Source organism: Vibrio jasicida 090810c (assembly GCF_002887615.1).
In the GTDB taxonomy this organism is placed as follows: domain Bacteria; phylum Pseudomonadota; class Gammaproteobacteria; order Enterobacterales; family Vibrionaceae; genus Vibrio; species Vibrio jasicida.
Genome location: NZ_CP025792.1, coordinates 1,575,190 through 1,601,076 on the forward strand (window position 1 = coordinate 1,575,190; position 25,887 = coordinate 1,601,076).

General features: G+C 45.3%; 25 protein-coding genes and 1 other RNA gene. 12 read left to right on the plus strand and 14 right to left on the minus strand.

Annotated features, from left to right (window positions below):
• Window positions 1-23: 23 nt before the first annotated feature.
• The 4 genes from recN (at window position 24) to C1S73_RS07415 (ending at window position 4,300) form a co-directional block, all read left to right on the plus strand.
• Window positions 24-1,688 (plus strand): DNA repair protein RecN, encoded by a 1,665-nt coding sequence (gene recN, locus C1S73_RS07400; RefSeq protein ID WP_038868773.1) that lies wholly within the window; start codon window positions 24-26, stop codon window positions 1,686-1,688.
• 21 nt (window positions 1,689-1,709) lie between these two features.
• Window positions 1,710-2,192 carry a GNAT family N-acetyltransferase gene (locus C1S73_RS07405; protein WP_038868774.1) on the plus strand — a complete coding sequence of 161 codons (483 nt, stop codon included), beginning with the start codon at window positions 1,710-1,712 and terminating at the stop codon, window positions 2,190-2,192.
• Between the two features lie 251 nt (window positions 2,193-2,443).
• Window positions 2,444-2,803, plus strand: a complete 360-nt coding sequence (gene bamE, locus C1S73_RS07410; protein ID WP_038868775.1) for an outer membrane protein assembly factor BamE — start codon at window positions 2,444-2,446, stop codon at window positions 2,801-2,803.
• Between the two features lie 231 nt (window positions 2,804-3,034).
• Window positions 3,035-4,300, plus strand: a complete 1,266-nt coding sequence (locus C1S73_RS07415; RefSeq protein WP_038868777.1) for an erythromycin esterase family protein — start codon at window positions 3,035-3,037, stop codon at window positions 4,298-4,300.
• 54 nt (window positions 4,301-4,354) lie between these two features.
• On the opposite strand, the gene C1S73_RS07420 is transcribed toward C1S73_RS07415, so the two are convergent.
• Together C1S73_RS07420 and C1S73_RS07425 are read right to left on the minus strand one after the other, a co-directional pair.
• A complete protein-coding gene (locus C1S73_RS07420; protein ID WP_038868778.1) occupies window positions 4,355-4,657 on the minus strand; it encodes an RnfH family protein in 303 nt (100 codons plus the stop codon).
• A complete protein-coding gene (locus C1S73_RS07425; RefSeq protein ID WP_005424743.1) occupies window positions 4,647-5,090 on the minus strand; it encodes an SRPBCC family protein in 444 nt (147 codons plus the stop codon). The genes C1S73_RS07420 and C1S73_RS07425 overlap by 11 nt, the downstream gene beginning before the upstream one ends.
• A 119-nt stretch (window positions 5,091-5,209) precedes the next feature.
• Here C1S73_RS07425 and smpB point away from each other — a divergent pair, with 119 nt between their 5' ends.
• From smpB to C1S73_RS07455, 6 genes are all read left to right on the plus strand, one after another.
• Window positions 5,210-5,695, plus strand: a complete 486-nt coding sequence (smpB, locus tag C1S73_RS07430; RefSeq protein WP_038868779.1) for an SsrA-binding protein SmpB — start codon at window positions 5,210-5,212, stop codon at window positions 5,693-5,695.
• Window positions 5,696-5,761: 66 nt separating this feature from the next.
• Window positions 5,762-6,128: a transfer-messenger RNA gene (gene ssrA, locus C1S73_RS07435) on the plus strand.
• A gap of 138 nt (window positions 6,129-6,266) precedes the next feature.
• Complete coding sequence (locus C1S73_RS07440) at window positions 6,267-7,160, plus strand: LysR family transcriptional regulator (RefSeq protein WP_038868780.1); 894 nt, start codon at window positions 6,267-6,269, stop codon at window positions 7,158-7,160.
• 99 nt (window positions 7,161-7,259) lie between these two features.
• Window positions 7,260-9,302, plus strand: coding sequence for an FUSC family protein (locus C1S73_RS07445; RefSeq protein WP_038868781.1), 2,043 nt, complete (start codon window positions 7,260-7,262; stop codon window positions 9,300-9,302).
• 145 nt (window positions 9,303-9,447) lie between these two features.
• Window positions 9,448-10,023: a DedA family protein gene (locus C1S73_RS07450; protein ID WP_038868782.1), complete on the plus strand. Its 576-nt coding sequence runs from the start codon at window positions 9,448-9,450 to the stop codon at window positions 10,021-10,023.
• 179 nt (window positions 10,024-10,202) lie between these two features.
• A complete protein-coding gene (locus C1S73_RS07455; RefSeq protein ID WP_038868783.1) occupies window positions 10,203-11,570 on the plus strand; it encodes a Na+/H+ antiporter NhaC family protein in 1,368 nt (455 codons plus the stop codon).
• Window positions 11,571-11,617: 47 nt separating this feature from the next.
• On the opposite strand, the gene C1S73_RS07460 is transcribed toward C1S73_RS07455, so the two are convergent.
• On the minus strand, window positions 11,618-12,454 hold the full coding sequence (locus C1S73_RS07460) for a beta-keto acid cleavage family enzyme (protein WP_038868784.1): 837 nt from the start codon (window positions 12,452-12,454) through the stop codon (window positions 11,618-11,620).
• Window positions 12,445-13,776 (minus strand): aspartate aminotransferase family protein, encoded by a 1,332-nt coding sequence (locus C1S73_RS07465; RefSeq protein ID WP_038868786.1) that lies wholly within the window; start codon window positions 13,774-13,776, stop codon window positions 12,445-12,447. Before C1S73_RS07465 ends, C1S73_RS07460 begins: the two co-directional genes overlap by 10 nt.
• Before the next feature lie 191 nt (window positions 13,777-13,967).
• Here C1S73_RS07465 and C1S73_RS07470 point away from each other — a divergent pair, with 191 nt between their 5' ends.
• The gene (locus C1S73_RS07470) at window positions 13,968-14,366 is read left to right on the plus strand and encodes a hypothetical protein (protein ID WP_038868787.1); all 399 of its coding nucleotides are present in this window, start codon (window positions 13,968-13,970) and stop codon (window positions 14,364-14,366) included.
• A 19-nt stretch (window positions 14,367-14,385) separates the two neighbouring features.
• Here the strand turns inward: C1S73_RS07470 and sufE are convergent, their stop codons facing one another.
• From sufE to C1S73_RS07525, 10 genes are all read right to left on the minus strand, one after another.
• A complete protein-coding gene (gene sufE, locus C1S73_RS07475; RefSeq protein WP_038868788.1) occupies window positions 14,386-14,793 on the minus strand; it encodes a cysteine desulfuration protein SufE in 408 nt (135 codons plus the stop codon).
• A gap of 13 nt (window positions 14,794-14,806) precedes the next feature.
• Entirely contained in the window at window positions 14,807-16,030 is a 1,224-nt protein-coding gene (gene sufS, locus C1S73_RS07480) for a cysteine desulfurase SufS (RefSeq protein WP_038868789.1), read from the minus strand.
• Window positions 16,027-17,307, minus strand: coding sequence for a Fe-S cluster assembly protein SufD (gene sufD / locus C1S73_RS07485; RefSeq protein WP_038868791.1), 1,281 nt, complete (start codon window positions 17,305-17,307; stop codon window positions 16,027-16,029). The genes sufS and sufD overlap by 4 nt, the downstream gene beginning before the upstream one ends.
• The gene (gene sufC / locus C1S73_RS07490; RefSeq protein ID WP_038868792.1) at window positions 17,282-18,028 is read right to left on the minus strand and encodes a Fe-S cluster assembly ATPase SufC; all 747 of its coding nucleotides are present in this window, start codon (window positions 18,026-18,028) and stop codon (window positions 17,282-17,284) included. Before sufC ends, sufD begins: the two co-directional genes overlap by 26 nt.
• A 6-nt stretch (window positions 18,029-18,034) precedes the next feature.
• The gene (gene sufB, locus C1S73_RS07495; protein ID WP_038868793.1) at window positions 18,035-19,510 is read right to left on the minus strand and encodes a Fe-S cluster assembly protein SufB; all 1,476 of its coding nucleotides are present in this window, start codon (window positions 19,508-19,510) and stop codon (window positions 18,035-18,037) included.
• A gap of 48 nt (window positions 19,511-19,558) precedes the next feature.
• Window positions 19,559-19,930 carry a Fe-S cluster assembly scaffold SufA gene (gene sufA / locus C1S73_RS07500; RefSeq protein ID WP_038868794.1) on the minus strand — a complete coding sequence of 124 codons (372 nt, stop codon included), beginning with the start codon at window positions 19,928-19,930 and terminating at the stop codon, window positions 19,559-19,561.
• A 234-nt stretch (window positions 19,931-20,164) separates the two neighbouring features.
• Window positions 20,165-21,433, minus strand: coding sequence for an O-acetylhomoserine aminocarboxypropyltransferase/cysteine synthase family protein (locus C1S73_RS07510; protein ID WP_038868796.1), 1,269 nt, complete (start codon window positions 21,431-21,433; stop codon window positions 20,165-20,167).
• 170 nt (window positions 21,434-21,603) lie between these two features.
• Entirely contained in the window at window positions 21,604-22,740 is a 1,137-nt protein-coding gene (locus C1S73_RS07515) for a lipase family protein (protein ID WP_038869619.1), read from the minus strand.
• Window positions 22,741-22,742: 2 nt separating this feature from the next.
• The gene (locus C1S73_RS07520; protein ID WP_050566707.1) at window positions 22,743-23,321 is read right to left on the minus strand and encodes a DUF6795 domain-containing protein; all 579 of its coding nucleotides are present in this window, start codon (window positions 23,319-23,321) and stop codon (window positions 22,743-22,745) included.
• A gap of 162 nt (window positions 23,322-23,483) precedes the next feature.
• The gene (locus C1S73_RS07525; RefSeq protein ID WP_038869616.1) at window positions 23,484-24,386 is read right to left on the minus strand and encodes a LysR substrate-binding domain-containing protein; all 903 of its coding nucleotides are present in this window, start codon (window positions 24,384-24,386) and stop codon (window positions 23,484-23,486) included.
• 106 nt (window positions 24,387-24,492) lie between these two features.
• Between C1S73_RS07525 and C1S73_RS07530 the strand changes: the two genes are divergently transcribed.
• Window positions 24,493-25,749: a D-amino acid dehydrogenase gene (locus tag C1S73_RS07530; RefSeq protein WP_038869614.1), complete on the plus strand. Its 1,257-nt coding sequence runs from the start codon at window positions 24,493-24,495 to the stop codon at window positions 25,747-25,749.
• The last annotated feature ends 138 nt before the right edge of the window (window positions 25,750-25,887 follow it).

Below are 25,887 nucleotides of genomic sequence, written 5' to 3' on the forward strand. Positions count from 1 at the left end.
TTCAGTTATACAGGTAAATAAAAATGCTGGCTCATCTAAGTGTTAATAATTTTGCGATTGTTAAGTCTTTACAGCTCGAGCTTTCAAAGGGCATGACCACCATCACTGGTGAAACAGGTGCAGGTAAATCTATTGCAATTGACGCATTAGGTCTTTGTTTAGGCGGGCGTGCCGATGCAGGCATGGTACGACAAGGCGAAGAGAAAACAGAAGTCAGCGCCGCCTTTTTACTGGACAACAATCTACACGCAACGCGTTGGCTAGAAGATAACGACCTGCTGGATGGCAGCGAATGTATCTTGCGTCGCATCATCACGAAAGAAGGCCGTTCTAGAGCCTTTATCAATGGCAGCCCAGTCCCTCTTTCACAACTCAAATCTCTTGGGCAGTTATTGATCAACATCCATGGACAGCACGCGCATCATCAGTTGATGAAGAGCGAGCATCAAATGGCCATGCTGGACCAATATGCTGGACATTTAAACCTACTAAAAAGCACACGCAGTGCTTACCAGCATTGGCGTCAAGCAGACAACAACCTTAAGCGACTAAAAGAGAACAGCCAGCAAAATCAGGCCCAAAAACAGTTGCTTGAATACCAAATTAAAGAACTGAATGAGTTATCGCTAGGTGAAGAAGAATTCGCAGAGCTCGAGCAAGAGCACAAACGACTGTCCAATAGTGGTGAACTCGCCACTACCTGTCAGCAAGCCCTCGAACTTATTTACGAAGGTGAAGAAGTCAATGCGCTTGGTATTTTGCAATCGGCCAATCACTCCCTAATCCAGTTAGCCGAATTGGATGAGAAGTTAGCTGAATTGCCAAACATGCTGGCAGAGGCAATGATCCAGCTAGAAGAAACCAAAAACGAACTTCGCAGCTACCTAGATGGCATTGATGTCGATCCCGGTCGCATGGCTTATGTCGAAGAACGTTTTTCTAAAGTGATGTCGATGGCTCGCAAACACCATGTTATGCCCGATGAGCTATACCAACATCACCAAGATCTTCTTGCACAAATCGAAGCATTAGATTGCTCTGACGAGCGTCTGGATGAACTCGCTCAAGAAGTAGAACAGAAATACCAAAGCTTCTTAACTCAAGCAGAGAAGCTGCACAAGTCACGTAGCCGTTACGCAAAAGAGCTGAACAAACTTATCACGCAAAGCATGCACGAATTGAGCATGGAGAAAGCGGTATTCAGCATCGAGGTAAACAACGAAAACCTCCACCCATCTCCATTGGGTATGGACAGTGTGTGTTTCTTGGTCTCAACCAACCCAGGTCAGCCATTACAACCTATCGCTAAAGTCGCATCAGGTGGTGAGCTATCACGTATCTCGCTAGCAATACAAGTTATCACCGCACAAAAAGTGGATACGCCAAGCTTGATCTTCGATGAAGTGGATGTCGGTATCAGCGGCCCAACGGCTGCGGTTGTCGGTAAGATGCTGCGCAAGTTAGGCGAATCGACTCAAGTGATGTGTGTAACCCACTTACCGCAAGTTGCTGGCTGTGGTCATCAACAAATGTTTGTTGCTAAACACACCAAGAGTGGGCAAACCGAAACAAAAATGCACGCCCTAGATGAACAACAACGTGTGGCAGAACTCGCTCGTTTATTGGGCGGAAGCCAAATTACCGACTCAACATTAGCCAACGCAAAAGAATTACTCATCGCGGCTTAACCATTCAACAAGGGATGAGAAATGGATATCAAAGCCATCAACAAAGAAAACTGTTTAGAGCTCGTCCCTCTTTTTATTGAGTTAGAATGCTATTACTTCAAAGAGGACGCCGCATCAGAGAATGAATTGACGCACTATCTAAAGCACCAAGTCTTCTCTGAGCATTCTAGTATCAAAATCATCGCAGCTTATGAGCGCGACTCTATTATTGGTTTTGCGTCTTACACAGTGATGTACCCTGCCCCTAAACTTTCCGGCCAAATGTACATGAAAGATCTCTTCGTTTCTTCAATCGCGAGAGGAAAAGGCGTTGGTATTCAACTAATGAAACATTTAGCGACCCTAGCAGTTACCTCGGGTTGCCAAAGACTTGATTGGACAGCAGAAAACACCAATCCTATCGCTGGTCAATTTTACCGCTCCATAGGTGCAGCACACCTTGTTGAAAAAGAATATTATCGGTTTGAAGGTGAAACGCTCAAAGCATTTTCCCTCCCGCAATAATGCAACGCACGACCAACAGTAGTCGCCCTCACGAAATATTGCAGGCGATCTCTTAAATCCCATATCATAAAAAGCACACAACATGCTTGATGAGTCATGTTCCGCCAGTTATCGTCTAATATCAGCGAATAAATGCAACTCAACTCAAAATTCGTTGTCAGATTTTCTACCATACGACGCATAGCTTTTTACATCTGCGTCGAGCTTGTTTATTATCAGCGCAGTATTTTAAAGGTTACTAAGAAATTATTATGCAATTAAAGAAGTGGTTAGTTGCCGTACCATTAGCAATGACTTTGCTGACAGGATGTTCGGTATTGGAAAAACTGGTTTATCGTATTGATATCAACCAAGGCAACTATGTAGAACAAAGTGCGGTTGATAAATTAAAGTTTGGGATGACTAAAGCACAAGTTCGCTACGTTCTTGGTTCGCCTATGTTGGTTGAAAATGGCTACCCAAATACTTGGTACTACATTTACCATCACACTCCTGGGCACGGTGAACCTGTGCAAAAAGATCTGGTTGTTCAATTCAATGACCAAGGTACGTTAGCCGATCTGACTGGCGACTACCCGAAAAGTGATGCCTTTTACGAGAAGATTCAGTAGCCCGTCTTTATTTTCACAGAATTCTCAAAGCCTCCTCGTCGGAGGCTTTTTTATTGCTTCCATAACCCCATAAACCCATAAACCCATAAACCCAATCACAAACTATCTCGTTATTTGTTCTCTTACTCATTGGAATATTTGAATAAACTCGCAGATCATTTTCACGTTAGTTTTCTATGCAACTAAGCATATCTATTCTGAGTGTAGAATTTTTCATGTAGGAACACGAAAATGAAAGCACTATCATGCGGTTTGCTTGCCTTATCTTCTCTAGCTCTGCTTGGATGTGGTGAGGACGATAACCAAGAACAAATCCACATAACATCTCACATAAAAAGCTTGGAGTTTAACCACACGGATAACTCCGACTTGGAGGCCGTAAAACAAGCTGTCGCTGGAAAATCATTCATTGGTTTGGGAGAAGCAACGCATGGTGGTGCGCAAGGCTTTAAAGCCAAGTCGCGAATAACCAAATACCTGCATCAAGAAGGTGAAATAGATGTACTCGCCATGGAAAGTGGACTGTATGACGGCCTTCGCCTTTGGCAGAGATTAATGGATGGAGAAGTGACCGATGTTCGAGATGCCATGCTGTACTCCTTCATGTTCTTGTACGCTGAAACCCCTGAGATTTACCCACTCTATGAATACGTAGAACAGCAAGCGTTTACCGACACACCACTGTATTTGGTTGCTTTTGATGGTAGACACAGTAGCGATCCAGCTTGTAGCCTCATGCTGCCGGAGATGCAAACCTTCGTCGAAAAATATCAACTCATCAACCTTGATTGGCAAAGTTTTATCGCCAATGGCGAAGCCATGATGTGCCCTTGGTATTTCGATAAGCCAGATAACAGCGCACAACAAGCCTTTATCAACCAACTGGCTTCACTCAACTCCGTAATGTCTCAAATGAAAGCCGAACAACACCTTCCTCCACTCACAGAGCGCCAAGATTTTCGTGAGTATGCGACTTTTTGGTTACAGATAGTCAAAAGCATGCAAGCCCACGTTCAAAGCCGTTGGTTTGACACCTACAATCCAGATGAGATCATGCAAGCGGACAACTTGCGCTGGTTACAAAAAGAATGGTTACCACAAAAAAGTATTTTGGCGTGGGGACATAACGTCCACATCAGCAGTTATGTTGGTGCTTGGCCAGACAGCACAGGGGCATTTTGGCACTTAAAACAGCAAGTAAACCCTAATGAGGTATATAGCTTAATCCATGCTTTTGAAGACGGTTACATTACACCAATGGAATCAGACCCTGAGTTACGTGCTATCCCTCATTTCGCAACAAATGAGCTGGGAAGTGTCGAGAAACTCTTAGCAAAAAATGGCGTCGAGAATGCGTTCATAAAAATGGAAGATATCGCAAACTTAACGTACCCAAATAGCATCATTAAGCAGCCAATCAACTACGCTACAGAACTGGCCGACGGCATCATCTACACCAGAACAGAAACACCAAGCTCTATTGACTCTCCAAGATAGCGCCTTAAAACAAAAAACCTCCCATTTGGGAGGTTTTTAAGCTGTCCATAAGCGTTACTTAGCTGCTTTTGCTTGCTCTGCACGTTTACGGCGAATTTCTTTTGGATCGGCCAATAACGGTCGGTATATCTCGATACGATCTTTATCACGGATAGTTGCATCTAAACGAACATTTCGACTGTATACGCCGACTTTATTCTTTTTCAAATCAACTTCAGGGTACAGTTCCAGAACACCAGATTGACGAATGATCTCTTCAACTGTCGCTTGTTTGTTCACAACTAGATTAAACACACGTTGTTCTTGAGGAAGCGCATACACCACCTCAACGTGAATCATGTCCGACTCAATACTCATAACACTCGTACACCTGTTTCGCACGTTTAGTAAAAGCGTTCACCATATTACTGGTTAGCTCATTAAATATTTTGCCGAAAGCCATTTCGATCATTTTGCTCGAAAACTCAAACTCAAGCTTTAGTTCTACTTTACACGCTTGCTCATCCAAAGCAGTGAAGATCCAACCACCACGCAGCGTCTTAAAGGGACCATCCACCAAGTTCATCATAATAGCCTGACCTGGGATGAGTTCATTTGAAGTTGTGAACGTTTTGCTGATACCCGCTTTCGCAACATCGACAGAAGCCACCATACCCTCGCCCGAAGACTCAATGATTCGTGAACCTGAACAACCAGGTAGAAACTCAGGATACTTCGAAACATCATTGACCAGATCGAACATCTGCTCTGCACTAAAAGACACCAAAGCAGAACGGCTGATTTGCTTCATACACACTCCTATCGATACGCGTACATGTTTTAAGGCTTGTGCCAATTTTACTTTTATTCCACGATAGCGCAAATAAAAGGATTTCCTAACGTATATCCAACCCGTATAATGAGCCCATTATGGTAAAGAAAAAATCAAAGCAAAAAGCGGGTAGCAACACTATCGCGCTGAATAAAAAAGCTCGCCACGAATACTTCATTGACGATGAAATTGAAGCCGGCTTGGAGCTACAAGGCTGGGAAGTGAAAGCCCTTCGCCAAGGAAAAGCTAATATCGCCGAAAGCTATGTTTTCATGCGTGACGGTGAGGCTTTTGTGAGCGGAATGACCATCACTCCTCTTAATCAAGCATCAACTCACGTTGTCGCAAACCCTACACGTGTGCGTAAACTATTGATGAGTCGTCGTGAACTCGACAACCTTCTTGGTCGCATTAACCGTGAAGGTATGACGCTAGCAGCACTGTCACTGTACTGGTCTCGCTCTTGGGTGAAGATCAAAATCGGTGTTGCAAAAGGTAAAAAGCTTCACGACAAACGTACTGATATGAAAGAAAAAGATTGGGCTCGCGATAAAGCACGTATCATGAAGAGTAACTTGCGTTAATCTTGAGCACTTAAACGCACAGAGCTAGACAAGGAAAGCTTTTCTGGTACTATGCGGATAACACTTGGGGCTGATTTAGGATTCGACAGGAATTTTGAAGTCTGAGGTGCATGCCGTGGGGCGGTTGGCCACGTAAAAAGCCGCAAAAAAATAGTCGCAAACGACGAAAACTACGCACTAGCAGCTTAATAACCTGCTTAGAGCTCTCTTACCCTAGCTTCCGCTCGTAAGACGGGGACCAATAAGAGATCAAACCCAAACTAGCTAGCGTGGCTTCTCCCACCTGAGAGGAAAAGCGCGAATTATAATTCAGGTTAGCCTTTAACTAGCGTGTCGGTTCGCAGGTTGCTGGTGAAATTAAAGATCGACTAAGCATGTAGTACCAATGATGAATGATTTTTGGACGCGGGTTCAACTCCCGCCAGCTCCACCAAACGTTTGGAAAGGGCCAACTCGAAAGGGTTGGCCCTTTTTGTATCTGCAATTTATATCTCCCCCTCAACTCATCGCTTTGATTCTTAGCCAAAATCTCTTAGTCTGTGGTTAAGCATTCATCAATGGACATGAGATCATGCTAAAAGGCAGTGAATATCCTTCTATTCGTGCACTTCGAACCTTTGTTGCGGTTGCTAACCATCTGAGTTTTTCTAAAGCGGCAGAGAGTTTGTGCGTGACTCAAGGTGCCGTGAGCAAACAAATTGCGACGTTAGAGCAACTGGTTGGGCTACCTTTAATCCAACGTGGTATCAATGGTATTGAGCTCACTGAAGAAGGAAAACGTTACTTACCCAAGGTAACTGAAGCGTTGGAGATCATCCAACATGCGACGGCAAGCTTGATTCAAACCGACACAGAGCAAGAGTTACTGGTAGTCGATGTCACGCCTTCTTTCGCCAGTTTGTGGTTGGTGCCAAACATTGATGCCTTCCATCAAATCCATCCTAATATCCGCGTTAAAGTTCGCACCAGTGACGGTCCAATAAATCAGTTAGAAGTAGACAGTGACATCACTATCCGTTGCCTTCCTCTCTCCAGCCACTACGAACATGGTCGATTGTTGCGTCAAGAAACGCTGCTGCTAACGGGCTCATCAAGTTCTTCAACGTGTAACGACAAGCAATCCATCACGGATTTCGCTTTTATTCCTCAAACGACACGCCCGCAGTTGTGGGAGCAGTTCAAACTAGAACAATGTCTGCAAAGCACGATTCATTATCACCCTGTTGGTCATGAGCATTTCTATCTTTCTTATGAAGCGGTAAAGCTCGGCAAAGGGCTTGCTCTTCTGCCTGATTTTATGGTGCAACAGGCGATGTCGAGAGATGAGGTCTACCACATCCAACAATTGCGTATGCATAGCCATTATGGCTATTACGTATTTGTGCCGAACTACCGTCTAGCGGCGCGAAAAGTCTCGCTGTTCAATGATTGGCTATTTACTCAACTTGGAGAAGGCGTCAGTTAGATTACGACTCCGCTTCAATTTTTCAAACTGTGGTTGAAGCCAGCACATCTAAAGATATTCGCGTTACACTGAAGGTGTTGCCAACTGTAATGAGGGTTTATGACGTTATCTCCTGCCTTTCTGCGTAAAATCTGGTACTCCCCTTCTGTCAACCTTGGTCTGCGTGCCACCAGCGCGATTGTTCTGTTTATGGGGTTGGGTGTGCTATTCAACCAAATCAATCTCGCCATGACGGCTTTAATGACCATGCCCGCAGCATTGATCAGTGGTTTAGACACTGCCGGCCCTAGGCGCTGGACACGCTTTGCGATTACTGCTTTCACGTGGAGCATTACGCTCATCATCAGTTATGCCCTGCTGAATATGGGCTTACCACTGTGGCTGACTTACGGCGCGATGGGAGCAGTATTGGCGAGTACGGCAGTGAATGGTCCGTTTTGGGGACGTCTTGGCATGTCGAGCTTGCTGATCGCGGTCGTGAGCTTGTCGCTACATAATTCCAGCGCGGTACTTGGTCTCTATCCTATGTTGGTGTTGGGACCACTCACTTTTGCGCTGTTCAGTTGGCTTTGGTTTGCCTTATGGAAACATTACGCGCTGCGTGTTTGTCTTTCTGCGATTTACGAAACGCTAGCGGACTACATTCAATATCGCCAAGCTTTCTTGCTTGGAAGCGAAAACGATGCCCCGAAACGACGCATCAAATATCAGTTGATTGAACTGTTTCAGCAAGCTCTGCAATCGGAATCTTTTCGATCGAAACATGAAGACGCCAACTCACTACGTCAGGCTTTGTTTTTGGCGCTCGATACATTTGAAGTCGTCTTGAGCAGCCATACCAGCAACCCTGATCTGCTCAAGCAATTTCAATCCAGTAAACCGAAACGAGATCTGCTCTTGGTTTGGAGCCAGCACTGTCAGCAAAGATTAAGACACAGAGCCAAGCAGCTTTTGCATAACACGCATGAAGAGATGGAACACTTGAGCTCACTAGAACAGGAAGCTCATGATTTGATTGAAGCAGTGAAGCTAGAAGACCAACCTCGCTTTCGCTACTGGGCATACGCGGTCAAGCATATTTCTCGTCGTATTGAGCTCAATGAACCCGCTTATGAACGCTCCTTTGATGTGCAACCATTCGAGCTGTCTTTTCGTTTACCAAGTCGAGGCAACCCGATTTGGCGCCACGTGACTCGCGTTGGTTTGATGTTTGCTCTTGGATCTGGGATTGCTGAATACTTTGAATTGATTCGCCCGGATTGGGTATTAATTTCCATGTTGATGGTGATTCAGCCGAGCTTCTTGGCAACCCGAAGTAAAACCTGGCAACGCTGTTTAGGTACCGCGCTCGGGGTACTGTTCGCCACCTCCTTGATTCACCTTGGCGTACCAACGACCATCCTGTTTGTGTTAATAGCTGTCCTATTACCCGTCGCAATGCTCAATATTATGCGTCATTATTCGCTTGCGATTGGCTGTATTACCGCACTGTTGATTTTGGTTTATCAGACCATGGCACACCAGGGACTCGACTTTGCTGCACCGCGCTTGATCGACAATGTCGTCGGTGGCGCAATTGTCTTGCTCGGTTATGGCTTATTGTGGCCGCAGTGGCGAGGTAAAGAGATTCATACCCAAGCATTAAAAGCGCTCGATAGCTCCAAAAGCTTATTTGTGTATTGCTATGAGCAGTTACAAGTCGCCACTGAGCAACGTGATCATATGACGCTCACTAAGCAACGTGCCGCTATGCTCACTGCTGAAAGCGACCTTGAGTTGATTTACAACGAGATGCAGCAAGAGCCAAGGCACACTCGCGCCGATCCGCATTATTACGAAGATATGTTGAGCCATTATCGCTTGTTGAGTCACTACCTCTGCTTGCTGATCCCTCTAGTGAGAACGGGCACCCATTATCAAGGCTCACCGCAAGTCGAACGCCTGATTCATGATGCGATGGATGCGTTGATCAGTACGATTCGTGACAATCGTGTTCATGAACTTCCTGCACTGAGCAATAAAACCGATGCCAATCATCCCTCCTCAACGACTGGTCAACGATCTGTCGAAGAGATCATCTGGTTAGCATTGATGACGATTAAGCAAATGCACGACTTAGTAAGGCGTAACCTAAAAGACTAAATCCGCAGCACTATTATCAACGGCGTGTCAGATTTTACTAACGGAGAACAACGTCGATTGACCAAGCGAACTAACAGGAGTATCACTCCAGCTTCGTTCCAGTTTTGTTAGAGGAAAGCGTTTGGAACACATAAATGAACTATTAATGGCGATGAAGCCGCTGCTAGAGCAATATGGCTATCTCGCCCTTATCGTCAGCATCTTTCTTGAAGGCATTGGTATTCCGATGCCCGGGCAATCGCTGATGATTGCAGCGTCTATCATCTCATCTGAGCATGTCATGAACCTTAGCCTAGTAATGATAGTCTCTTGGTTGAGTTGCTTTTTGGGCAACACGTGCGGCTACCTGGTTGGCTATTACTTCGAAGGTTGGCTAGATAAGAAAGGCTATATATCTGGCCCTAAAATGCAGAAGCTACAAAGTACGATTCAGAAGTACGGTCCTGCTTGTTTGGTTGTTAGTCGCTTTGTAGAAGGGATGAAGCAGTTTATGCCGCTTGCTTGCGGTATTGCTAAGATGCCGCGCAAAGAGTTCTTGTTGGGCAACGCCCTTGCAACGACCATTTGGGTTGCCGTGTTCAGTTTGCTCACTAACTTTGCGTTTGAGCACCTGAGCGTGCTCAGCCAATTCTACACCGAACACCGTTACGTGGTTTGGTCTAGCGCAGCACTGCTGTTCTCACTGATGATCTTCGCGCTTCTTAAACGAAAAAAAGCGTAAGTGATCTAAACCAATATAATTCCGCAAAGGCTCACGGTATCAATAAGATATGTTATGTGAGCCTTTTTTCTTGGTCTTTTCGATTTAAAATAACCAGCCATTTAGACGTCTAGACGTTGACAAGTCTTTGGTGTCCGATTAGTCTGCTCGCCTTATTTGTTGATTATGTTGTCGTTCACATGTCTGGTTCTAAAAATTCTAATAAAGCAATCGCACCATCAGCGGTCGCACTTTTACCTTTAGTGCTATTCCTTGCGCTGTTTATTGGCGTGGGCACTTACTTATCTTTGCAAGGCGTTGATTTCGCGTTCTACCAATTGCCAGCGCCTATCGCGGTATTGCCTGCGGTGATCCTTGCGCTCATCTTAAGCAAAGACAAACTCAATCGTTCTATCGAACACTTTATGCGTGGCGTTGGTCATCCAGACATCATCGCGATGTGTATGATCTACCTGCTTGCCGGTGCCTTTGCTGCAGTTGCAAAAGCGTCTGGCGGCGTAGATGCAACTGTTAACCTTGGTCTTTCTGCGATTCCAACCAGCATGATCTTGCCGGGTATCTTCCTGATTTCTGCATTTATCGCGACAGCGATGGGCACCTCAATGGGCACCATCGCAGCAGTTGCGCCTGTTGCTCTGGGCATTGCTCAATCGGCAGGTATGAGCCTTCCACTAACGGCAGGCGTAGTGCTAAGCGGCGCAATGTTTGGTGATAACCTTTCGATCATCTCGGACACCACCATTGCGGCAACACGCTCTCAAGGCTGTGAGATGAAGGACAAATTCAAAGAAAACATCCGTATCGCACTGCCAGCAGCACTGGTTGCGCTTGTTATCTTCGCCTTCAACAGTACAGCGACTCAAGTACCAGAAACCGGTTCTATTGAGTGGTTGAAAGTACTTCCTTACATAACGATTCTTATCCTTGCAGTATCAGGCATGAATGTATTTGTGGTACTGACTATTGGTATCGTTTTGGCGGGCGGCGTGAGCTTGTCTTCTATCGAAAATTACGGTCTAACCAACTTCGCTCAAGACATCTACTCAGGCTTTGGCAACATGCAAGAGATCTTCCTGCTATCCATGCTGATTGGTGGTCTGAGTGAGCTTATGCGTCGCCAAGGCGGTCTCGCGTTTCTAACTAACCTAGTGAGCGGCATCATCCGTACGTTTGGCTCTAGCCACTCGAAAGAAGCAAATGGTCGTGCAAGTGAACTAGGTATTGCTGGTCTGGTTTCGATGGTGAATACCTGTACCGCTAACAACACCGTTGCCATCATCGTATCAGGTAGCGTGGCTCGCCAACTGGCAGAAGAGAACAACGTTTCACCGCGTCGCTCTGCAAGTTTGTTGGATATCTTCTCGTGTGTTATCCAAGGTGTATTGCCATACGGTGCACAGGTTCTGCTATTGGGCTCGGTATTTAACCTTTCTCCACTAGAAGTTGTTGCGAACTCTTACTACTGTTTTGCTCTGGCAATTGCCGCTGTCGTAGCAGTGTTTATCAAACACCCAGCACGCCAAACAGTGACTCAGGCTGAAAATTAAATTACATTTGAGGAAGGCTCCGATTGGAGCCTTTTTTGTACCTGTTGCTAAATGGATTCTCGAAAACTCTCCGCATCATGCAGTGGCACATCGAGCAATTCACAGATCTCTTTTAATCGTTGAACTTGCTCCGCATTGCTGTTCGCGGGCTGACCATCAGCACTCAAATGGTTGTTCTCAAAGCCTACCCGAACATCCAATCCCAATAACAATGCATGGGTTAAACAGTCTTGCTCTCTCGCGCCAAACGCGCACACGGCACACCTAACCTTCTCTTCGATAAATCGCTCTAAATGCAGTGCCCGTAAATCCCATGGCGAAGATTGTTGAGCCTCATGATATCGACCAAGTACCACTAACGCGTGTTGATTTTGCTTTGGTAAAACGCCTCGCTCTCTTAGGGATAAATAGCGCTCAATGTCTGCCTGATCATACAAAATGATTTGGCTGAGAATGCCCTGTTCAGCGACCCAGTCAAAAAAAACAAAACCTTGCTCTTCACTCTGCTCATCAGGAATCAGTTCACGCAAAGCAAAAGAAGCGGCTTCTGGTTTTACCGCTTTGATCAGCACCATTTGCTGTTGTGGCGAATATATGCCAACAGCCTCAGTCGTGAGCTGAACAATCATCGAATCACCAACCGCAGCTTTCACCGCGTGGTAGATTTCTAAGTTGTCATCGACCTCTAGAGAATGCCTGCCTTGCGCATCTCTCGCGTGCAAATGGATCATGGCAGCCCCTGCCGTTTGACATGCTTTCGCCTCGACAACCATTTCTTCAATAGTCATCGGCAATTGAGCATGGTCTTGCTTGGTTTTTCTCGCTCCATTGGGCGCAACAATAATCGCGATTCGAGCTCTTTCAGTTGGGGAACTTATTGCCATGTTTGCGACACCTCTTTGAGTGTACGAGAGAGCTTTTCCACCAGCTCGTCAATGTGGTTTCGTTCGATGATAAAAGGTGGAGCAAGAAGGATATGATGTCCGCTTACACCATCAATCGTTCCGCCCATTGGGTAACACATCAACCCATTTACCATCGCTTGTTGCTTGATCTTTTTGTCTGCCAAAGTTGAATTAGGCAGCGGTGTTTTACTTACTTTGTCTGCTACAAGCTCAATGCCAAGAAACAGCCCTTTACCACGAATATCTCCAAAATACGGGAAGTCTGAAAGCGCCGATTCGAGTTCTCTTTTTAACATTGCTCCTTGTTGGTTGACGGCTTGCAGGAGCTTTTGGTCACCGATGGTCTGAATGGTTGCAACGGCGGCTGCGCATGCGACGGGATGCGCCATAAAAGTATGCCCATGTTGAAAGAAGCCACTACCAGACGCGATTGCTTGATAGACTCTGTCATTGGCAACAACGGCTCCGATAGGTTGATAACCCGCACCTAATCCTTTCGCCATGCAAACTAAATCTGGGACGGCTTGCTCTTGTTCAAAAGCAAAAAAGCTACCGCTACGTCCAACGCCACACATCACCTCATCCATGATCAGCAACACATCATAGCGATCGCAAATCTCTCGTATTCGTTTGAAGTAACCTAGAGTGGCAGGTACTGCGCCAGCTGTTGCGCCAACAATCGGCTCTGCAACAAACGCCATGACGTTATCCGAACCCAGTTCTAAAATTTTAGCTTCAAGTTCATTGGCTGCTCTCAGTGAGTAATCGAGCTCTGATTCACCTTCTCTTTGATGACGATAGGCATAGCACGGCGCAATGTGATGGCTTGGGTGCAAAATGGGTTTAAAAGGCTCACGCCGCCATTCGTTACCACCAACAGCCAACGCACCAAGCGTATTACCGTGATAACTTTGCTGGCGAGCAATAAACTGCTTTTTCTCTGGCTTACCACATTCCACAAAGTATTGTCTTGCCATCTTTAGTGCAGATTCAACCGCTTCAGAGCCCCCACTGACTAAGTAGACGTGATTGAATTGCGATGGCATTTGCTGGCAAATCAACTCAGCCAACTGCTCACTTACTTCACTAGTAAAAAAGCCAGTATGAGCAAAAGGTACTTTTTCGATTTGGTCGAGCATGGCTTGTTTAACAGCTTGGTGGCTATGCCCAAGGTTTGAAACAGCAGCACCGCCGCAAGCATCGAGGTATTGGTTGCCTTGATTATCGAACAGGTAAACCCCTTCTCCTCTGGCGATAGTGGGCAATTTGGCGTGGCAATGACGGTGAAACACGTAAGACATGAGCGTCCCTTCCTAGTGACTATTTTCTAAGCATAGTCAGTAAGATGAGACTTATACGCAAGGTAAGAAAAGTACACCATCATGAGCATTTGGAATAACACTAAAGAGTAACGATAAAAACATGTAAGAAGTCTTGATTTATAAATGATAATAATTATCATTAAGATCAGATAACAGATGGAAGGTGTTTTATGTATTGCGTGATGACATGGCTAACTGCAGAGATTGACGACTATAAGGATAGATTACAAACGACCACTTCAGAGTTCTTTCTTGCAGAGATGAATCTTAATCGTCATGGTCCTTCTGAAAAACGGTTATCAGAGTATTATCATGCGAGTCTCGACGTCGCCCTGACTGCTCGTGATAGCGGTGATGATATGAGTTATCTACTTTGCCTAAAAAAGCTCTACACCAGAATGATGGCTGAATTGAATGACACCAATAACGAGCTTTGCTGCCGCTCCCAATGCAAAGTCTACGCGCTTGATTCACTCAATCTCACTTGTCAACTCTACAAAGGCTATGACGTGATGGACAAAGCCAAGATCCTTCGCACTGACTTTGCCAAACGCTCGTCCATTACCTAACACAGAAGCTCTGCGGAAATTACGCCATTTCTAGCGCTTGTACTTGCTTAAAAATACTCTTAACCATAGCTTCAATGCCTTGGTTTCTGGCTGGGGTTAGTTGTTTCTGTAAGCCTAACTCAGAAAAAATGCCTTTAATATCAGTCTCCAACAACTGCTTCGGTGTTTTATCTTGCAATAACAAGCACACCACAGCGACAAGTCCTTTCACTAAAGCTGCGTCGCTGCTACCCAACAATTGCACTTTTCCTTGTTCTACTTGTACCTGAATCCATACTTGGCTTTGACAGCCGTAGATCGCCGTCTGCTCGTTCTGTAGCGCTTCCGGTAAACGAGCAAACTTCTCGCCAAGCGAAATGATGTATAAGTACTTATCTTCCCAATCAATACATCGATTGAAGTTTTTAATTAATTGTTTTTGGTCCACTGCTTTCTCTTCCCTATCCAACTAACAAGGTATGAATACGTTTTAGACTCGAAACCAAAACATCAATATCTTGTTGATTATTATATAAAGCAACCGATGCACGACACATCGCAGTTACTTGGTAGAACTTCATCAGAGGTTGAGCGCAATGATGCCCCGTTCGAATCGCAACACCGTACTTATCTAAAAAGCTACCCACATCAAAGGCATGCACTTGTGCAAGGTTGAATGACACTACGCCGCAGCGCTCTTGAGGACCATAAATGACAATATCTGGCACCGTCTTTAATTGATCGTAGAGGTAGTCAACCAATGCTTGTTCATAGCGACCAATCGCTTCAAACCCAAGATCGAGCACATAATCAATCGCACACCCTAAACCGATAATGCCTGCAACATTAGGAGTGCCAGCTTCAAAACGCCATGGCACGTCGTTATAAGTGGTCCCTTGGTACAGATCGACCTCTTTTATCATCGCGCCGCCACCTTCCCAAGGAGGCATAATATCAAGCAGCTCTTTCTTCGCGTATAACACCCCTACTCCTGTCGGACCATAGAGCTTATGCCCTGAAAAGACATAGAAGTCGCAGTCAATTTCTTGTACATCGACCGCTTGGTGCATCACTGCTTGTGCCCCATCTACCAGCACTCGGGTGCCATTCTGATGAGCCAACTCGATGATATTTTTGACCGGATTAATAGTACCAAGCACATTAGAAACGTGGGTGACCGCTAATAAGCGAGTACGCCCAGTCATCAGCATTTTCAGCGTATCCAAACTCAAGCTTCCATCAAGCTCTAGCGGCCACACCACCACTTTGATCCCGATGTCTTGTTCTAGCATTTGCCAAGGCACGATATTGGCGTGATGCTCCATCTCAGACACGATGATCTCATCGCCTTCCGTCAACTGCGCTTTTGCATAAGCATTCGCAACAAGGTTAATGCCATGCGTGGTTCCATGGACAAAAACCACCTCTTCACGCTGCTTGGCATTAAGGAAGTGCTGAACCTTATCACGCGCTTGTTCCATCAAGTCTGTCGCATGAGCACTCAAATGATGGATTCCACGATGAACCGCTGCGTTTTCATGTCGATAAAAGGTGTCGACTCGTTCAATCACGACCAATGGTTTATGTGAACTTGCTGCGCTGTCTAAGTAAACCAAAGACTTGTTGTTCACTTCCTGATGTAAGGTTGGAAAGTGTGCTCGTTGCGCTGTTATGGAAGAACTCATGCATTTACCTCTGCTAGCTTTGACTCTATATGCTGTAAAACCAGCGCACGAATAACGTCAATATTAATCGCCTCTGCGACTTCTGCGGCAAAGGCAAGGGTGATCAATTGTTCAGCTTGGTGCTTTGGCAATCCGCGAGCCTGCAAATAAAACACCTGCTCTTTGCTCAATGCTCCTGTGGTAGTACCGTGACTGCACTTCACATCATCCGCATAGATCTCCAGTTGAGGCTTACTGTTGACCTCACACACTTTACTTAGCAGCAAGTTGTGATTGTCCATTTGTCCGTCAGTTTTGAGCGCATTTGGGGCGACTTTGATCATGCCGTTAAATACCGCTTTGCCTTGCTGACTGGCAATAATTTTGTGTAGTTGCTGACTCGTGCAATGCCCTTTGTTGTGTTCAAGGTAAGTACGCGTGTCGTACGTTTGCTGATGGCTAGGTAGCGCTAGGCTGTTGATTTCAATCTCTGTATTTTCGCCATTTAACTGGCAGCTGGTGTGGTGGCGTGTCAATTGACCAGAGAGCAAAAAAGTCTGGCTTGATACATTTGCATCTCGTCCAACGAAAAGATCATTGTGAGCAAAATGGTAATGTTCCGCAGAACCCAAGCAGAGCTTGTAATGGGTAAGTTCAGCGTTGTCCGAAACCTCCATCGTAAGTCGCGAACCGGAATAACTTGCTGCCACACGGTTGCCGTGACAAGCAGAAAGAAGGTGCTCAACAAGGTTAACTTCGCTACTTTGTCCGACTTTTAGGTGTACGCGATGATGTGCCATACCACCTTGAGGTCGAGACTCAATTTGCATCAAGTAAATAGGCTTGGCTACGGTATGTTTGGCATCCACCTCAATCAACAAAGTCGTATCGGAAAACGCTTCCGTGAGATGCAAAAAGATTTCTGGTGCAATCGCGGCAGGCAACGCTTGTTTTGCATCACCATTAAGTAAAGAAAGTCGAAATGCCTCGCTATCAATATCACTCAAATTAGGTTGGAACTGACCGTTCACAAATACTAACCTTTCTGCGTCCATATCGAGCTTGTGAGCCTGAACGAAAGCCATCGATACATCAGTCTCACGCTGGCTGGAAAAATCAATGGCATCGAAGCCTTCAAGCGAGGTGTATTTCCAATCTTCATGCTGACGAGTCGGTAATCCTTGTGCTAATGCGGCTTGCCAATGGTATTCGGCAACCTCATCTAACGCAGTCAGACGAGACTTTAAATAGTCACTGAATGGCAATAGACTGTTACTCCTCTCCGGTGAGCCAACCATAGCCCTTCTCCTCTAACTCAGCCACCATAGAGAAATCACCCGATTTGATGATTTTTCCTTGATACAGCACGTGCACAAAGTCAGGTTTGATGTAATCAAGAATGCGTTGGTAATGGGTCACAATGATGAAAGAACGCTTGCCGTCTTTTAGGCTATTTACACCATTAGCGACTTCTTTAAGCGCATCAATATCTAATCCAGAATCGGTCTCGTCCAAAATGCAAAGTTGTGGGTCAAGTACCGCCATTTGCAAGATGTCATTACGCTTCTTTTCTCCGCCAGAAAAGCCGACGTTTACCGAACGAGAAAGCAAGTCTTTCGGCATGTTGAGAAGCTCAATTTTCTCCTCAATTAAATCCGCAAGTTCAAAGCGTTCCAATTCAGGAAGTTCTCGGTATTTTCGCACCGCATTCACTGACGCTTGTAAGAAGAGATGGTTACTAACTCCTGGAATTTCGACAGGGTATTGGAATGCCAAGAACACGCCTTCGCCTGCACGTTCATCAGGATCTAATTCCAATAAATCCTTGCCGTTGAAATCGACGGTTCCATCGGTAATTTCGTAGTCTTCACGTCCCGCTAGCGTACTTGCCAGCGTGCTTTTACCGGAGCCGTTAGGCCCCATAATCGCGTGAATTTCTCCAGGATTAATCTGAAGATTGACTCCTTTTAGAATTTCTTGTTCTTCAATTTTGGCTTTTAAGTTGTTAATTGTTAACATTTTTCATTATCCAACGCTGTGTTCTAAGCTGATTGCCAATAATTTTTGTGCTTCTACGGCAAACTCCAGCGGTAATTCGGAAAACACATCCTTACAAAAACCGTTCACAATCATTGAGATCGCATCCTCTTCTGCAATGCCTCGTTGTGAACAGTAAAACAGTTGGTCTTCACCAATTTTGGTTGTGGTTGCTTCATGCTCAACCTGAGCGGAGTTGTTTTTTACTTCAACGTAAGGGAAGGTATGCGCTCCACAATCCGGACCGATGAGCATCGAGTCGCATTGTGTGAAATTTCGCGCATTTTCAGCGCTCGGTAAGATCTTCACTAATCCGCGGTAGCTGTTTTCACTGTGCCCAGCGGAGACGCCTTTTGAGATGATGGTGGACTTGGTATTTTTACCGATATGGATCATCTTAGTACCAGTATCAGCCAACTGTTTACCCGACGTTAACGCGATAGAATAAAACTCACCGATCGAGTTATCCCCTTGGAGAATGACGCTTGGGTACTTCCATGTAATGGCAGAGCCAGTTTCGGATTGAGTCCAAGACATCTTTGAACCACTGCCTTTGCACAGCGCTCGCTTGGTCACAAAATTGAGGATGCCGCCGTTGGTGTCTTTGCCTGAGAACCAGTTTTGTACGGTCGAATACTTCACGTAAGCATCTTTGAGGACAATGACCTCCACAACTGCGGCATGCAACTGATAGTTATCATGCGAGGGTGCTGAACAACCTTCGATATAGCTGACGTAACTGCCCTCGTCGGCAATCAAAATCGTGCGCTCAAACTGCCCTGTTTTTGCCGAGTTGATTCGGAAGTAGGTCGAGAGCTCCATAGGACACTCAACACCTTTAGGGATGTAAACAAAGGTGCCATCCGATGCTACTGCAGCATTTAGCGCCGCAAAGAAGTTGTCTTCGGGCGGGACGACCGTCCCTAGGTACTCTTGCACTAAATCAGGGTACTTATGAATCGCTTCGCTGAATGAGCAAAAAATAATGCCTTTCTCTGCCAGTTTTTCACTATACGTGGTTTTGACCGATACGGAGTCAAAGATCGCATCAACCGCTACTTCACTTCCCTCACGAACTGGCACACCAAGCAAATCAAAAGCTTGTTCTACTTCTTTGGTCAAAAACTCCAGATCTTGTGATGCATCATCGCCAGCACAAGTATCATCACACTGGCCACAAGATGGCGCGGAATAATAGCTATAGTCTTGATAGTTGAGCGGCTTGTAGTGTGCTTTTAACCAATGCGGTTCCTCCATGGTTTGCCAAATTCGAAACGCCCGAAGTCGGAACTCCAGCATCCATTCAGGTTCGTTTCTTTTGGCAGAGATCGCTCGTACAACATCTTCATTGATGCCTTTCTCTAACTGGTCTGTCGCAATATTGCTGTAGAAACCTTGTTTGTAACTATCATCATCAACCCAAGCTTGAACGTCTTCTTGGATCTCAATACCACTTTGTGTCATTGTCGGTACCATTTGAAACCAGTCACCGCCCAAGGGCAGTGCTCGCTTTTACACATTAAAACTTTCACCGCAACCACAAGCACTTTGTACTTTAGGGTTGTTGTACTGGAACATCTGGTTCAATCCTTGTGAAATGAAGTCCACTTCTGTTCCATCGAGGTAAGGCATGGCATCAAGAGGTACAAATAACTTGGCTCCCAGATGCTCGAACGCAAGATCGCCTGCGACTACTTCATCCACAGTGGAAAGTACGTACGCATAACCTGCACAACCTGACGACTTAATTGTGAGTCGCAAGCCACGTAGAGATTCGTCTTTTTCGAGCAGCTTATTAATTTGATTGGCAGCTTTATCGGTCAGAGTCAGCCCTTGCCAACTGTTGCTAGGATCGAAGCTGTCTACTGAATTGACTCCCACCATGACTATTCACCTATTTAAAAACAACAAAACATTGAGAATGATAGTTATTATCATTTGTGCATTCAACCATAATGAATTTATGGGATTAAGGCATGCTGCTCGGTCACAATTTGGAATAGAAACGAAATGGGATTTAGAAAAGAAAAAAGAGTTTGAGGCGAAAGTGGAATATAGACGGTGTATTCAAAAAAAGCAGCCCCATCAAAGAGCTGCTTTTCACATTTAATTCAATAACTAAGCATTAAGGGCTTGTTCAAGATCTGCCAAGATATCATCGATATGTTCAATACCGACAGACAAACGAATCATCTCTGGAGAAACGCCCGCTTGCTTTTGCTCCGCCTCACTCAACTGTCGGTGTGTAGTTGATGCAGGGTGACAAGCAAGCGACTTCGCATCACCAATGTTCACCAGTCGCTTGAATATCTTAAGCGCATCGTAAAAACGTACACCCGCCTCGTAACCATCTTTCAACCCAAACGACAATATCGCCGACGGCTTACCTTGCATGTATTTCTCTGCCAATGGATAGAACTCAGAATCTGGCAAGCCTGCGTAACTTACCCAACTCACTTTATCGTGTTGGCTTAAATATTCTGCAACTTTGTGTGCGTTTTCGGTGTGTCTCTCCATACGCAGCGACAGCGTTTCCAGCCCCTGCATCAACATAAACGCATTCATCGGTGACAAAGCAGAACCGGTATTACGCAAAGGAACGGTGCGAGCACGACCAATAAACGCTGCCTCTCCAAATGCCTCGGTGTAAACCACGCCGTGGTAAGAAGGTTCAGGCTGATTAAATACCGGGAAACGATCTTTGTGCTGCGCCCAAGGAAACTTACCCGAATCAATGATGATGCCACCTAATGTCGTACCGTGACCACCCACATACTTAGTCAGTGAATGCACCACGATATCTGCACCAAATTCGATTGGTTTACATAACACAGGAGTTGCGACCGTATTGTCAACAATCACAGGCACGCCCTGCGCATGAGCCAACTCAGCAACACGTTCAAGATCGATGATATTGCCAGCCGGATTACCAATGCTTTCACAGTAAACCGCTTTGGTATTCTCATCGATAAGCTCAGCGAGACTTTCAGGTTTGTCATCCTTGGCAAAACGTACCTCAATACCTTGGTTCGGCAACATATGTGCAAATAAAGTGTAAGTGCCGCCGTATAGCTGAGGAGTAGAAACGATGTTATCTCCAGCTTGCGCTAAAGTGAGAATGGCATAGTTGATTGCTGCACTACCAGCACTCACGACAAGACCAGCAATACCGCCTTCCAATGCTGCCATGCGCTTTTCCAACACATCATTGGTTGGGTTCATAATTCGAGTGTAAATGTTTCCCGGAACTTCGAGGTTAAACAGGTCAGCACCATGTTGAGCGTTATCAAACTCATACGCGACGGTCTGGTAAATCGGTGTCGCAACAGATTTGGTTGTTGGGTCTGTTTCGTAGCCAAAATGGATTGAGAGTGTTTCGTCTTTCATGCATCTTCCCTGAACTATTGAGTGAATGGTTATTCTTTTATATTGCCGATTTTTTCAGCAAAGAAAAGTAGCTCAAGTCACAGGGAGAGGATTGGTTTTAGAAAGTACTTATCAAGATATGAATTGCACAAAGCAAAACCGCCTCGAATGAGGCGGTTTTATATTGAAGACTAAAAGCTAGTTTTTAGTGCGGCTTTTACTGCTTTATTCAGTTTGCCTAAAACCAGTTCGAATACCCAACGGATAAAGGAGTAAGTAAATTTAATCGCAATTTGGGCGACTTTACCTGCAAACACCAACATATGACCAAGTAAGCCTTTTACGCGAGAGGCAAATTCACTAGAAAGTTCTGAGATTTTTACCATTGAGCGCGCCATCGCATCGTAGATAGTTGCGATTGCAGCACCACCACTTTGCAATGCAAAGACTGTTGCTGCAAAGCCACCATCAATTAACAGCGTAAGGATTGCCGCTGAAATCTTATCTGCCCAATCAGCAGAAGGTTTCGCTTGCAATCGATTCTCGTAATTCAGGACAACACGTTTAAAAGCTGAGTTCGCTTTTTGAAGCCCTAGGCTATCCCACGTTGCTGATTGTGTGTAAGAACTATATTCCGACATAAAATGCGCGCTAGGAAGCAGTCCCTGTGCACGATTCAATATGTATTCTGAACCATCATAAGGCACATGATAAAAAGGCCACACTGGCGCTTTTGTCACTGGGTCTGCACCATTCACACAACGAAAATGGGACGATATGCGCGAGGATGAGTTAACAGAAAACGGCTTCATTCCCACTCTTGGTGAGCCAAAGGTATACAAATTCACTTTTCCTTTAAACTCAGGGGAAGCCGATATCCAGTTCGCAGCCAAAGTGGCAAGTGCGCCACCTAAACTGTGTCCGACGCAATGAATAGTGCCATTACCAACAACCGGATTATCACGCAGAAAACGAGTTAGGCCCTTTTTCATAGAATAGAAAGTCGTTTGAAACCCAGAGTGCACGATCTCTCCTGTCCCAGTCCCCTTTCCACTGCAAGTTAAGTCGGTAATTCCATCAGCTAATCCTGCGGTACCTCTAAAAGCTAAAACTAGGTCGTTCTTATGGCGCTGACTTTTTCCTTTCCCCAACAAAGCAAATCCAGTTTCTGGGCGAAAGAAAAAACCACCACTAGTTCCTGTAACCATGTTTTTGAAAGAAAAATCATTGCGAAGAGAAAGAGGCACCTCTAAGTCTTCTAAGTTGTTTTTTATGGCATAAGCTGCGGATGCCAAGTAACTGGCTTGCTTTGGGGAAATATCACTCATAATTATTTAGCCATATCCTTTTTTGCAATGTATGTATCAGTGTCTTCGTCATACAGATAGGTGGTTACCCTGTCGTGATTCCAGTCGCAAACCGAGTAAACCGAAATTGGCGCACCTTTTTCCGGCGCGATCTCTACTTCATGAATACGTTTAATATTGGTTAACTCACAATCGATATTAGAGAGCATTGATACCAAAGGCTTCCGCCCATCTGTAGGAGACCAAACTCCCCAAAGCTTCTTTTGTTCACCGTTATAAGTGAGCGAAATTTTTTGATGAACCCTTAAGCTTCCTCCAAAGAGATCTCCAGGAGCACTTGAACGAACAACGAGCCGTTCGAAAGAGAACTCTCCTAGTTCATTGGTCTGAACTTCGTCTGATAAGGTTTTGCCTTTTTTGTACCCTTCGTAATAAAGCTCTCGATGAACCGTTAACCCAGCTTGTGGAACGCCATCAAGCTTGATAACACCACGCACTTCTGGAGACATTTCCACATCGTATTTTTTGAACGGCCAAAACATTGCACTTGCTCCTACCGAAAATAGAGCTAGGGCCAACATAAGAGAGATTCTTTTAGCCATAGTCTTTCTCATCCATTGATTAATTTTTGGATGATATGGAAAAAGAAGACAGAGTGAGAGGAGTTAATAAACGGAAGGCAATTTGTGGGAAGCAATTCGAAGTATCATGTAATTAAGAAATTTATTTTTATTATTTCTTAAACACTTGTGCCAATTATCTCTCTACATAGATGATTGGACTTGCTGTAAAAGCCAACGTCTAAATCGCGCTGTAGGCTCACTTTTGGTATTAATGATCAGGTAGTACCCTGCGTTAGCATCCACAGGTTCAAATGGCGAGACTAAGCGACCGCTTTCAAGTTCATCTTCCACCAGCGCCATACGTGCCATTGCTATTCCCACTCCAGCTTCGGCAGCAGACATTGCCATATCCGTACGATTAAAGAAGTGCCCTACCTCTGTTTTGAAATCGAACCCCATGCTTGATGCCCAGTAGAGCCATTCATAGTCACGCGGAGCCTTATCCCATGGCATAGCATCGTGCAGTAACGTCGCGTCTCTCCATTGTTCTGGTGACGCTTTAAGAGTTTTTAGCCACCCATGCTCCTCAAGGTATTTTGGACTCATGACTGGCAAAAGTTGTTCATTTAGAATCCGCTCTGCGCTTTTATCTCGATAGGGATGAGAACCGTAGTCTATCGCAACGTCATAGTCCTTTAGCTCACTATTCACTAGTGCTCCCTCTGCAAAAATCTGCACTTGGAGATCGGGGTTTTCTAGATGAAAGCTTTCAATGCGTGGAACTAACCATTTAAACGCAAAAGAAGGCGTCAGCTTGAGGCGAATTTCATTGTGGGGCTTTTCAATTTGCAGCTCTTGAAGTGTCTTTCCTAGTTCGGAGAAGTGAAATTGTGAGGATTGATACAGCTGTAATCCTTTAGGCGTCAATCGAATTCCGCGCGAGTGGCGTTCAAACAAAGTAAAACCAAGCTGTTCTTCTAACTGAATGATTTGCTGGCTGATGGCCCCCGTCGTTAAGTGTAATGCCTTTGCTGCACTGGTAAAGCTGCTGTGTTCCGCCACTTGGCTGAATAACCACAATCCGCTAACGACACTGCTTTTCATCTTTGAGCCTATAGTTTTTCTAAACGCTGAATGTAATTTATATCGATTGTTAACAAAAGGTAAAGAAGAGAAACTGTGCAACATCGAAAATGTGTGGAGCACATCAATGGAAGTCATCGTAATAGGCAGTGGTGTTATCGGCTTAACCTCGGCTTGGTATTTATCTCAGGCAGGCTATCAGGTTACCGTGATCGATCGCCAACCAAGCAGTGCGATGGAAACCAGCTTCGCTAACGCCGGACAAATATCTTATGGTTACTCTTCACCATGGGCTGCGCCGGGGATTCCACTCAAAGCCATAAAGTGGCTCACTGAAGAACATGCACCACTCAAAATAAAACCGTCTCTTAGCCCGGAGCTTATCCGCTGGGCAACGCAAATGGTGTCGAACTGCACTTTGTCCCGCTATCAAATCAACAAAGCCCGAATGCTCTCTATCGCCAATCATAGCCGTGCGTGTCTGGAGCAGTTGCGCCGTGATCATGCGATTGAATACCAAGGTCGCCAGTTAGGCACCTTGCAAGTGTTTCGCTCTCAACAGCAGGTCGATGCCATAGAGAAAGACCTTGAGTTGTTAGAGCAAAGCGGTACACGTTTTCAGTTAATGGATGTCGAACAGTGCATCAAGCAAGAGCCAGGATTGGCATTAGTAAAAGAAAAATTGGTCGGTGGGTTATATCTGCCTGATGACGAAACGGGGGATTGTTTTCAGTTCTGTCAGCAGTTAACAGAGCTAGCAAAAGCCCATGGTGTAAGGTTTGAGTTCAATACGGAGGTGAGCAATTGGGTTACCGTAGGCAAAAAGATCATGGGTGTCCAAACGGACCGTGGTTTGTTTAAAGCAAACCAGTTTGTCCTTGCCTCTGGCAGCTATTCTACAGCGTTACTCAAACAGCTTGAGATCGACATTCCTGTTTACCCCGTCAAAGGATATTCACTGACGGTACCAATTGAATGTGAGCAATTTTCGCCTCGCTCTACCATCATGGATGAAACCTATAAGGTCGCAATGACGCGTTTTGATGACCGCATTCGCGTCGCAGGAACCGCTGAGCTGGCTGGCTTTGATCCTTCGTTACCGCAAAAACGCAAAAATACGATTGAAATGGTGATTCGAGATCTGTTTCCGCAAAGCGCCGATTTTACTAAAGCTGAGTTTTGGAGTGGATTTCGCCCTATGACACCCGATGGTACGCCCATTATTGGGACAACACCTTACGAGAATTTGTTTACGAACACAGGGCATGGCACGCTCGGTTGGACTATGGCTTGTGGCTCAGCTCAGATGCTGACAGACGTCATCATGAACGCCGTTCCCAAAGTGACAAATCACTCAGAGTTGAACCTGAGTCGTTACGCCTAAACACCTGCAAACCATTTCAAACAGTGTATTACTCCACAAGTTGAATAGCATTCAGAAGATATAACTACCACCTCTCGCAGAACATTTTCATGACAATGTTCTGCATATTCAATCAATTCATTGTTATTTCCAATAAAA

Bases quoted from the DNA above. Each gene is read 5' to 3' on its own strand.
- C1S73_RS07455 (WP_038868783.1), top strand. From the start codon at position 10,203: ATGTCTGGTTCTAAAAATTCTAATAAAGCAATCGCACCATCAGCGGTC.
- sufS (WP_038868789.1), bottom strand. From the start codon at position 16,030: ATGAGTTCTTCCATAACAGCGCAACGAGCACACTTTCCAACCTTACAT.
- C1S73_RS07525 (WP_038869616.1), bottom strand. From the start codon at position 24,386: ATGAAAAGCAGTGTCGTTAGCGGATTGTGGTTATTCAGCCAAGTGGCG.
- C1S73_RS07520 (WP_050566707.1), bottom strand. From the start codon at position 23,321: ATGGCTAAAAGAATCTCTCTTATGTTGGCCCTAGCTCTATTTTCGGTA.
- C1S73_RS07465 (WP_038868786.1), bottom strand. From the start codon at position 13,776: ATGTCTTACGTGTTTCACCGTCATTGCCACGCCAAATTGCCCACTATC.
- C1S73_RS07445 (WP_038868781.1), top strand. From the start codon at position 7,260: ATGACGTTATCTCCTGCCTTTCTGCGTAAAATCTGGTACTCCCCTTCT.
- sufB (WP_038868793.1), bottom strand. From the start codon at position 19,510: ATGACACAAAGTGGTATTGAGATCCAAGAAGACGTTCAAGCTTGGGTT.
- smpB (WP_038868779.1), top strand. From the start codon at position 5,210: ATGGTAAAGAAAAAATCAAAGCAAAAAGCGGGTAGCAACACTATCGCG.
- C1S73_RS07470 (WP_038868787.1), top strand. From the start codon at position 13,968: ATGTATTGCGTGATGACATGGCTAACTGCAGAGATTGACGACTATAAG.
- recN (WP_038868773.1), top strand. From the start codon at position 24: ATGCTGGCTCATCTAAGTGTTAATAATTTTGCGATTGTTAAGTCTTTA.
- sufD (WP_038868791.1), bottom strand. From the start codon at position 17,307: ATGGTTGGCTCACCGGAGAGGAGTAACAGTCTATTGCCATTCAGTGAC.
- C1S73_RS07510 (WP_038868796.1), bottom strand. From the start codon at position 21,433: ATGAAAGACGAAACACTCTCAATCCATTTTGGCTACGAAACAGACCCA.
- C1S73_RS07515 (WP_038869619.1), bottom strand. From the start codon at position 22,740: ATGAGTGATATTTCCCCAAAGCAAGCCAGTTACTTGGCATCCGCAGCT.
- C1S73_RS07450 (WP_038868782.1), top strand. From the start codon at position 9,448: ATGGCGATGAAGCCGCTGCTAGAGCAATATGGCTATCTCGCCCTTATC.
- C1S73_RS07460 (WP_038868784.1), bottom strand. From the start codon at position 12,454: ATGGCAATAAGTTCCCCAACTGAAAGAGCTCGAATCGCGATTATTGTT.
- C1S73_RS07425 (WP_005424743.1), bottom strand. From the start codon at position 5,090: ATGAAGCAAATCAGCCGTTCTGCTTTGGTGTCTTTTAGTGCAGAGCAG.
- C1S73_RS07415 (WP_038868777.1), top strand. From the start codon at position 3,035: ATGAAAGCACTATCATGCGGTTTGCTTGCCTTATCTTCTCTAGCTCTG.
- sufC (WP_038868792.1), bottom strand. From the start codon at position 18,028: ATGTTAACAATTAACAACTTAAAAGCCAAAATTGAAGAACAAGAAATT.
- bamE (WP_038868775.1), top strand. From the start codon at position 2,444: ATGCAATTAAAGAAGTGGTTAGTTGCCGTACCATTAGCAATGACTTTG.
- C1S73_RS07440 (WP_038868780.1), top strand. From the start codon at position 6,267: ATGCTAAAAGGCAGTGAATATCCTTCTATTCGTGCACTTCGAACCTTT.
- sufA (WP_038868794.1), bottom strand. From the start codon at position 19,930: ATGGTGGGAGTCAATTCAGTAGACAGCTTCGATCCTAGCAACAGTTGG.
- C1S73_RS07530 (WP_038869614.1), top strand. From the start codon at position 24,493: ATGGAAGTCATCGTAATAGGCAGTGGTGTTATCGGCTTAACCTCGGCT.
- C1S73_RS07405 (WP_038868774.1), top strand. From the start codon at position 1,710: ATGGATATCAAAGCCATCAACAAAGAAAACTGTTTAGAGCTCGTCCCT.
- C1S73_RS07420 (WP_038868778.1), bottom strand. From the start codon at position 4,657: ATGAGTATTGAGTCGGACATGATTCACGTTGAGGTGGTGTATGCGCTT.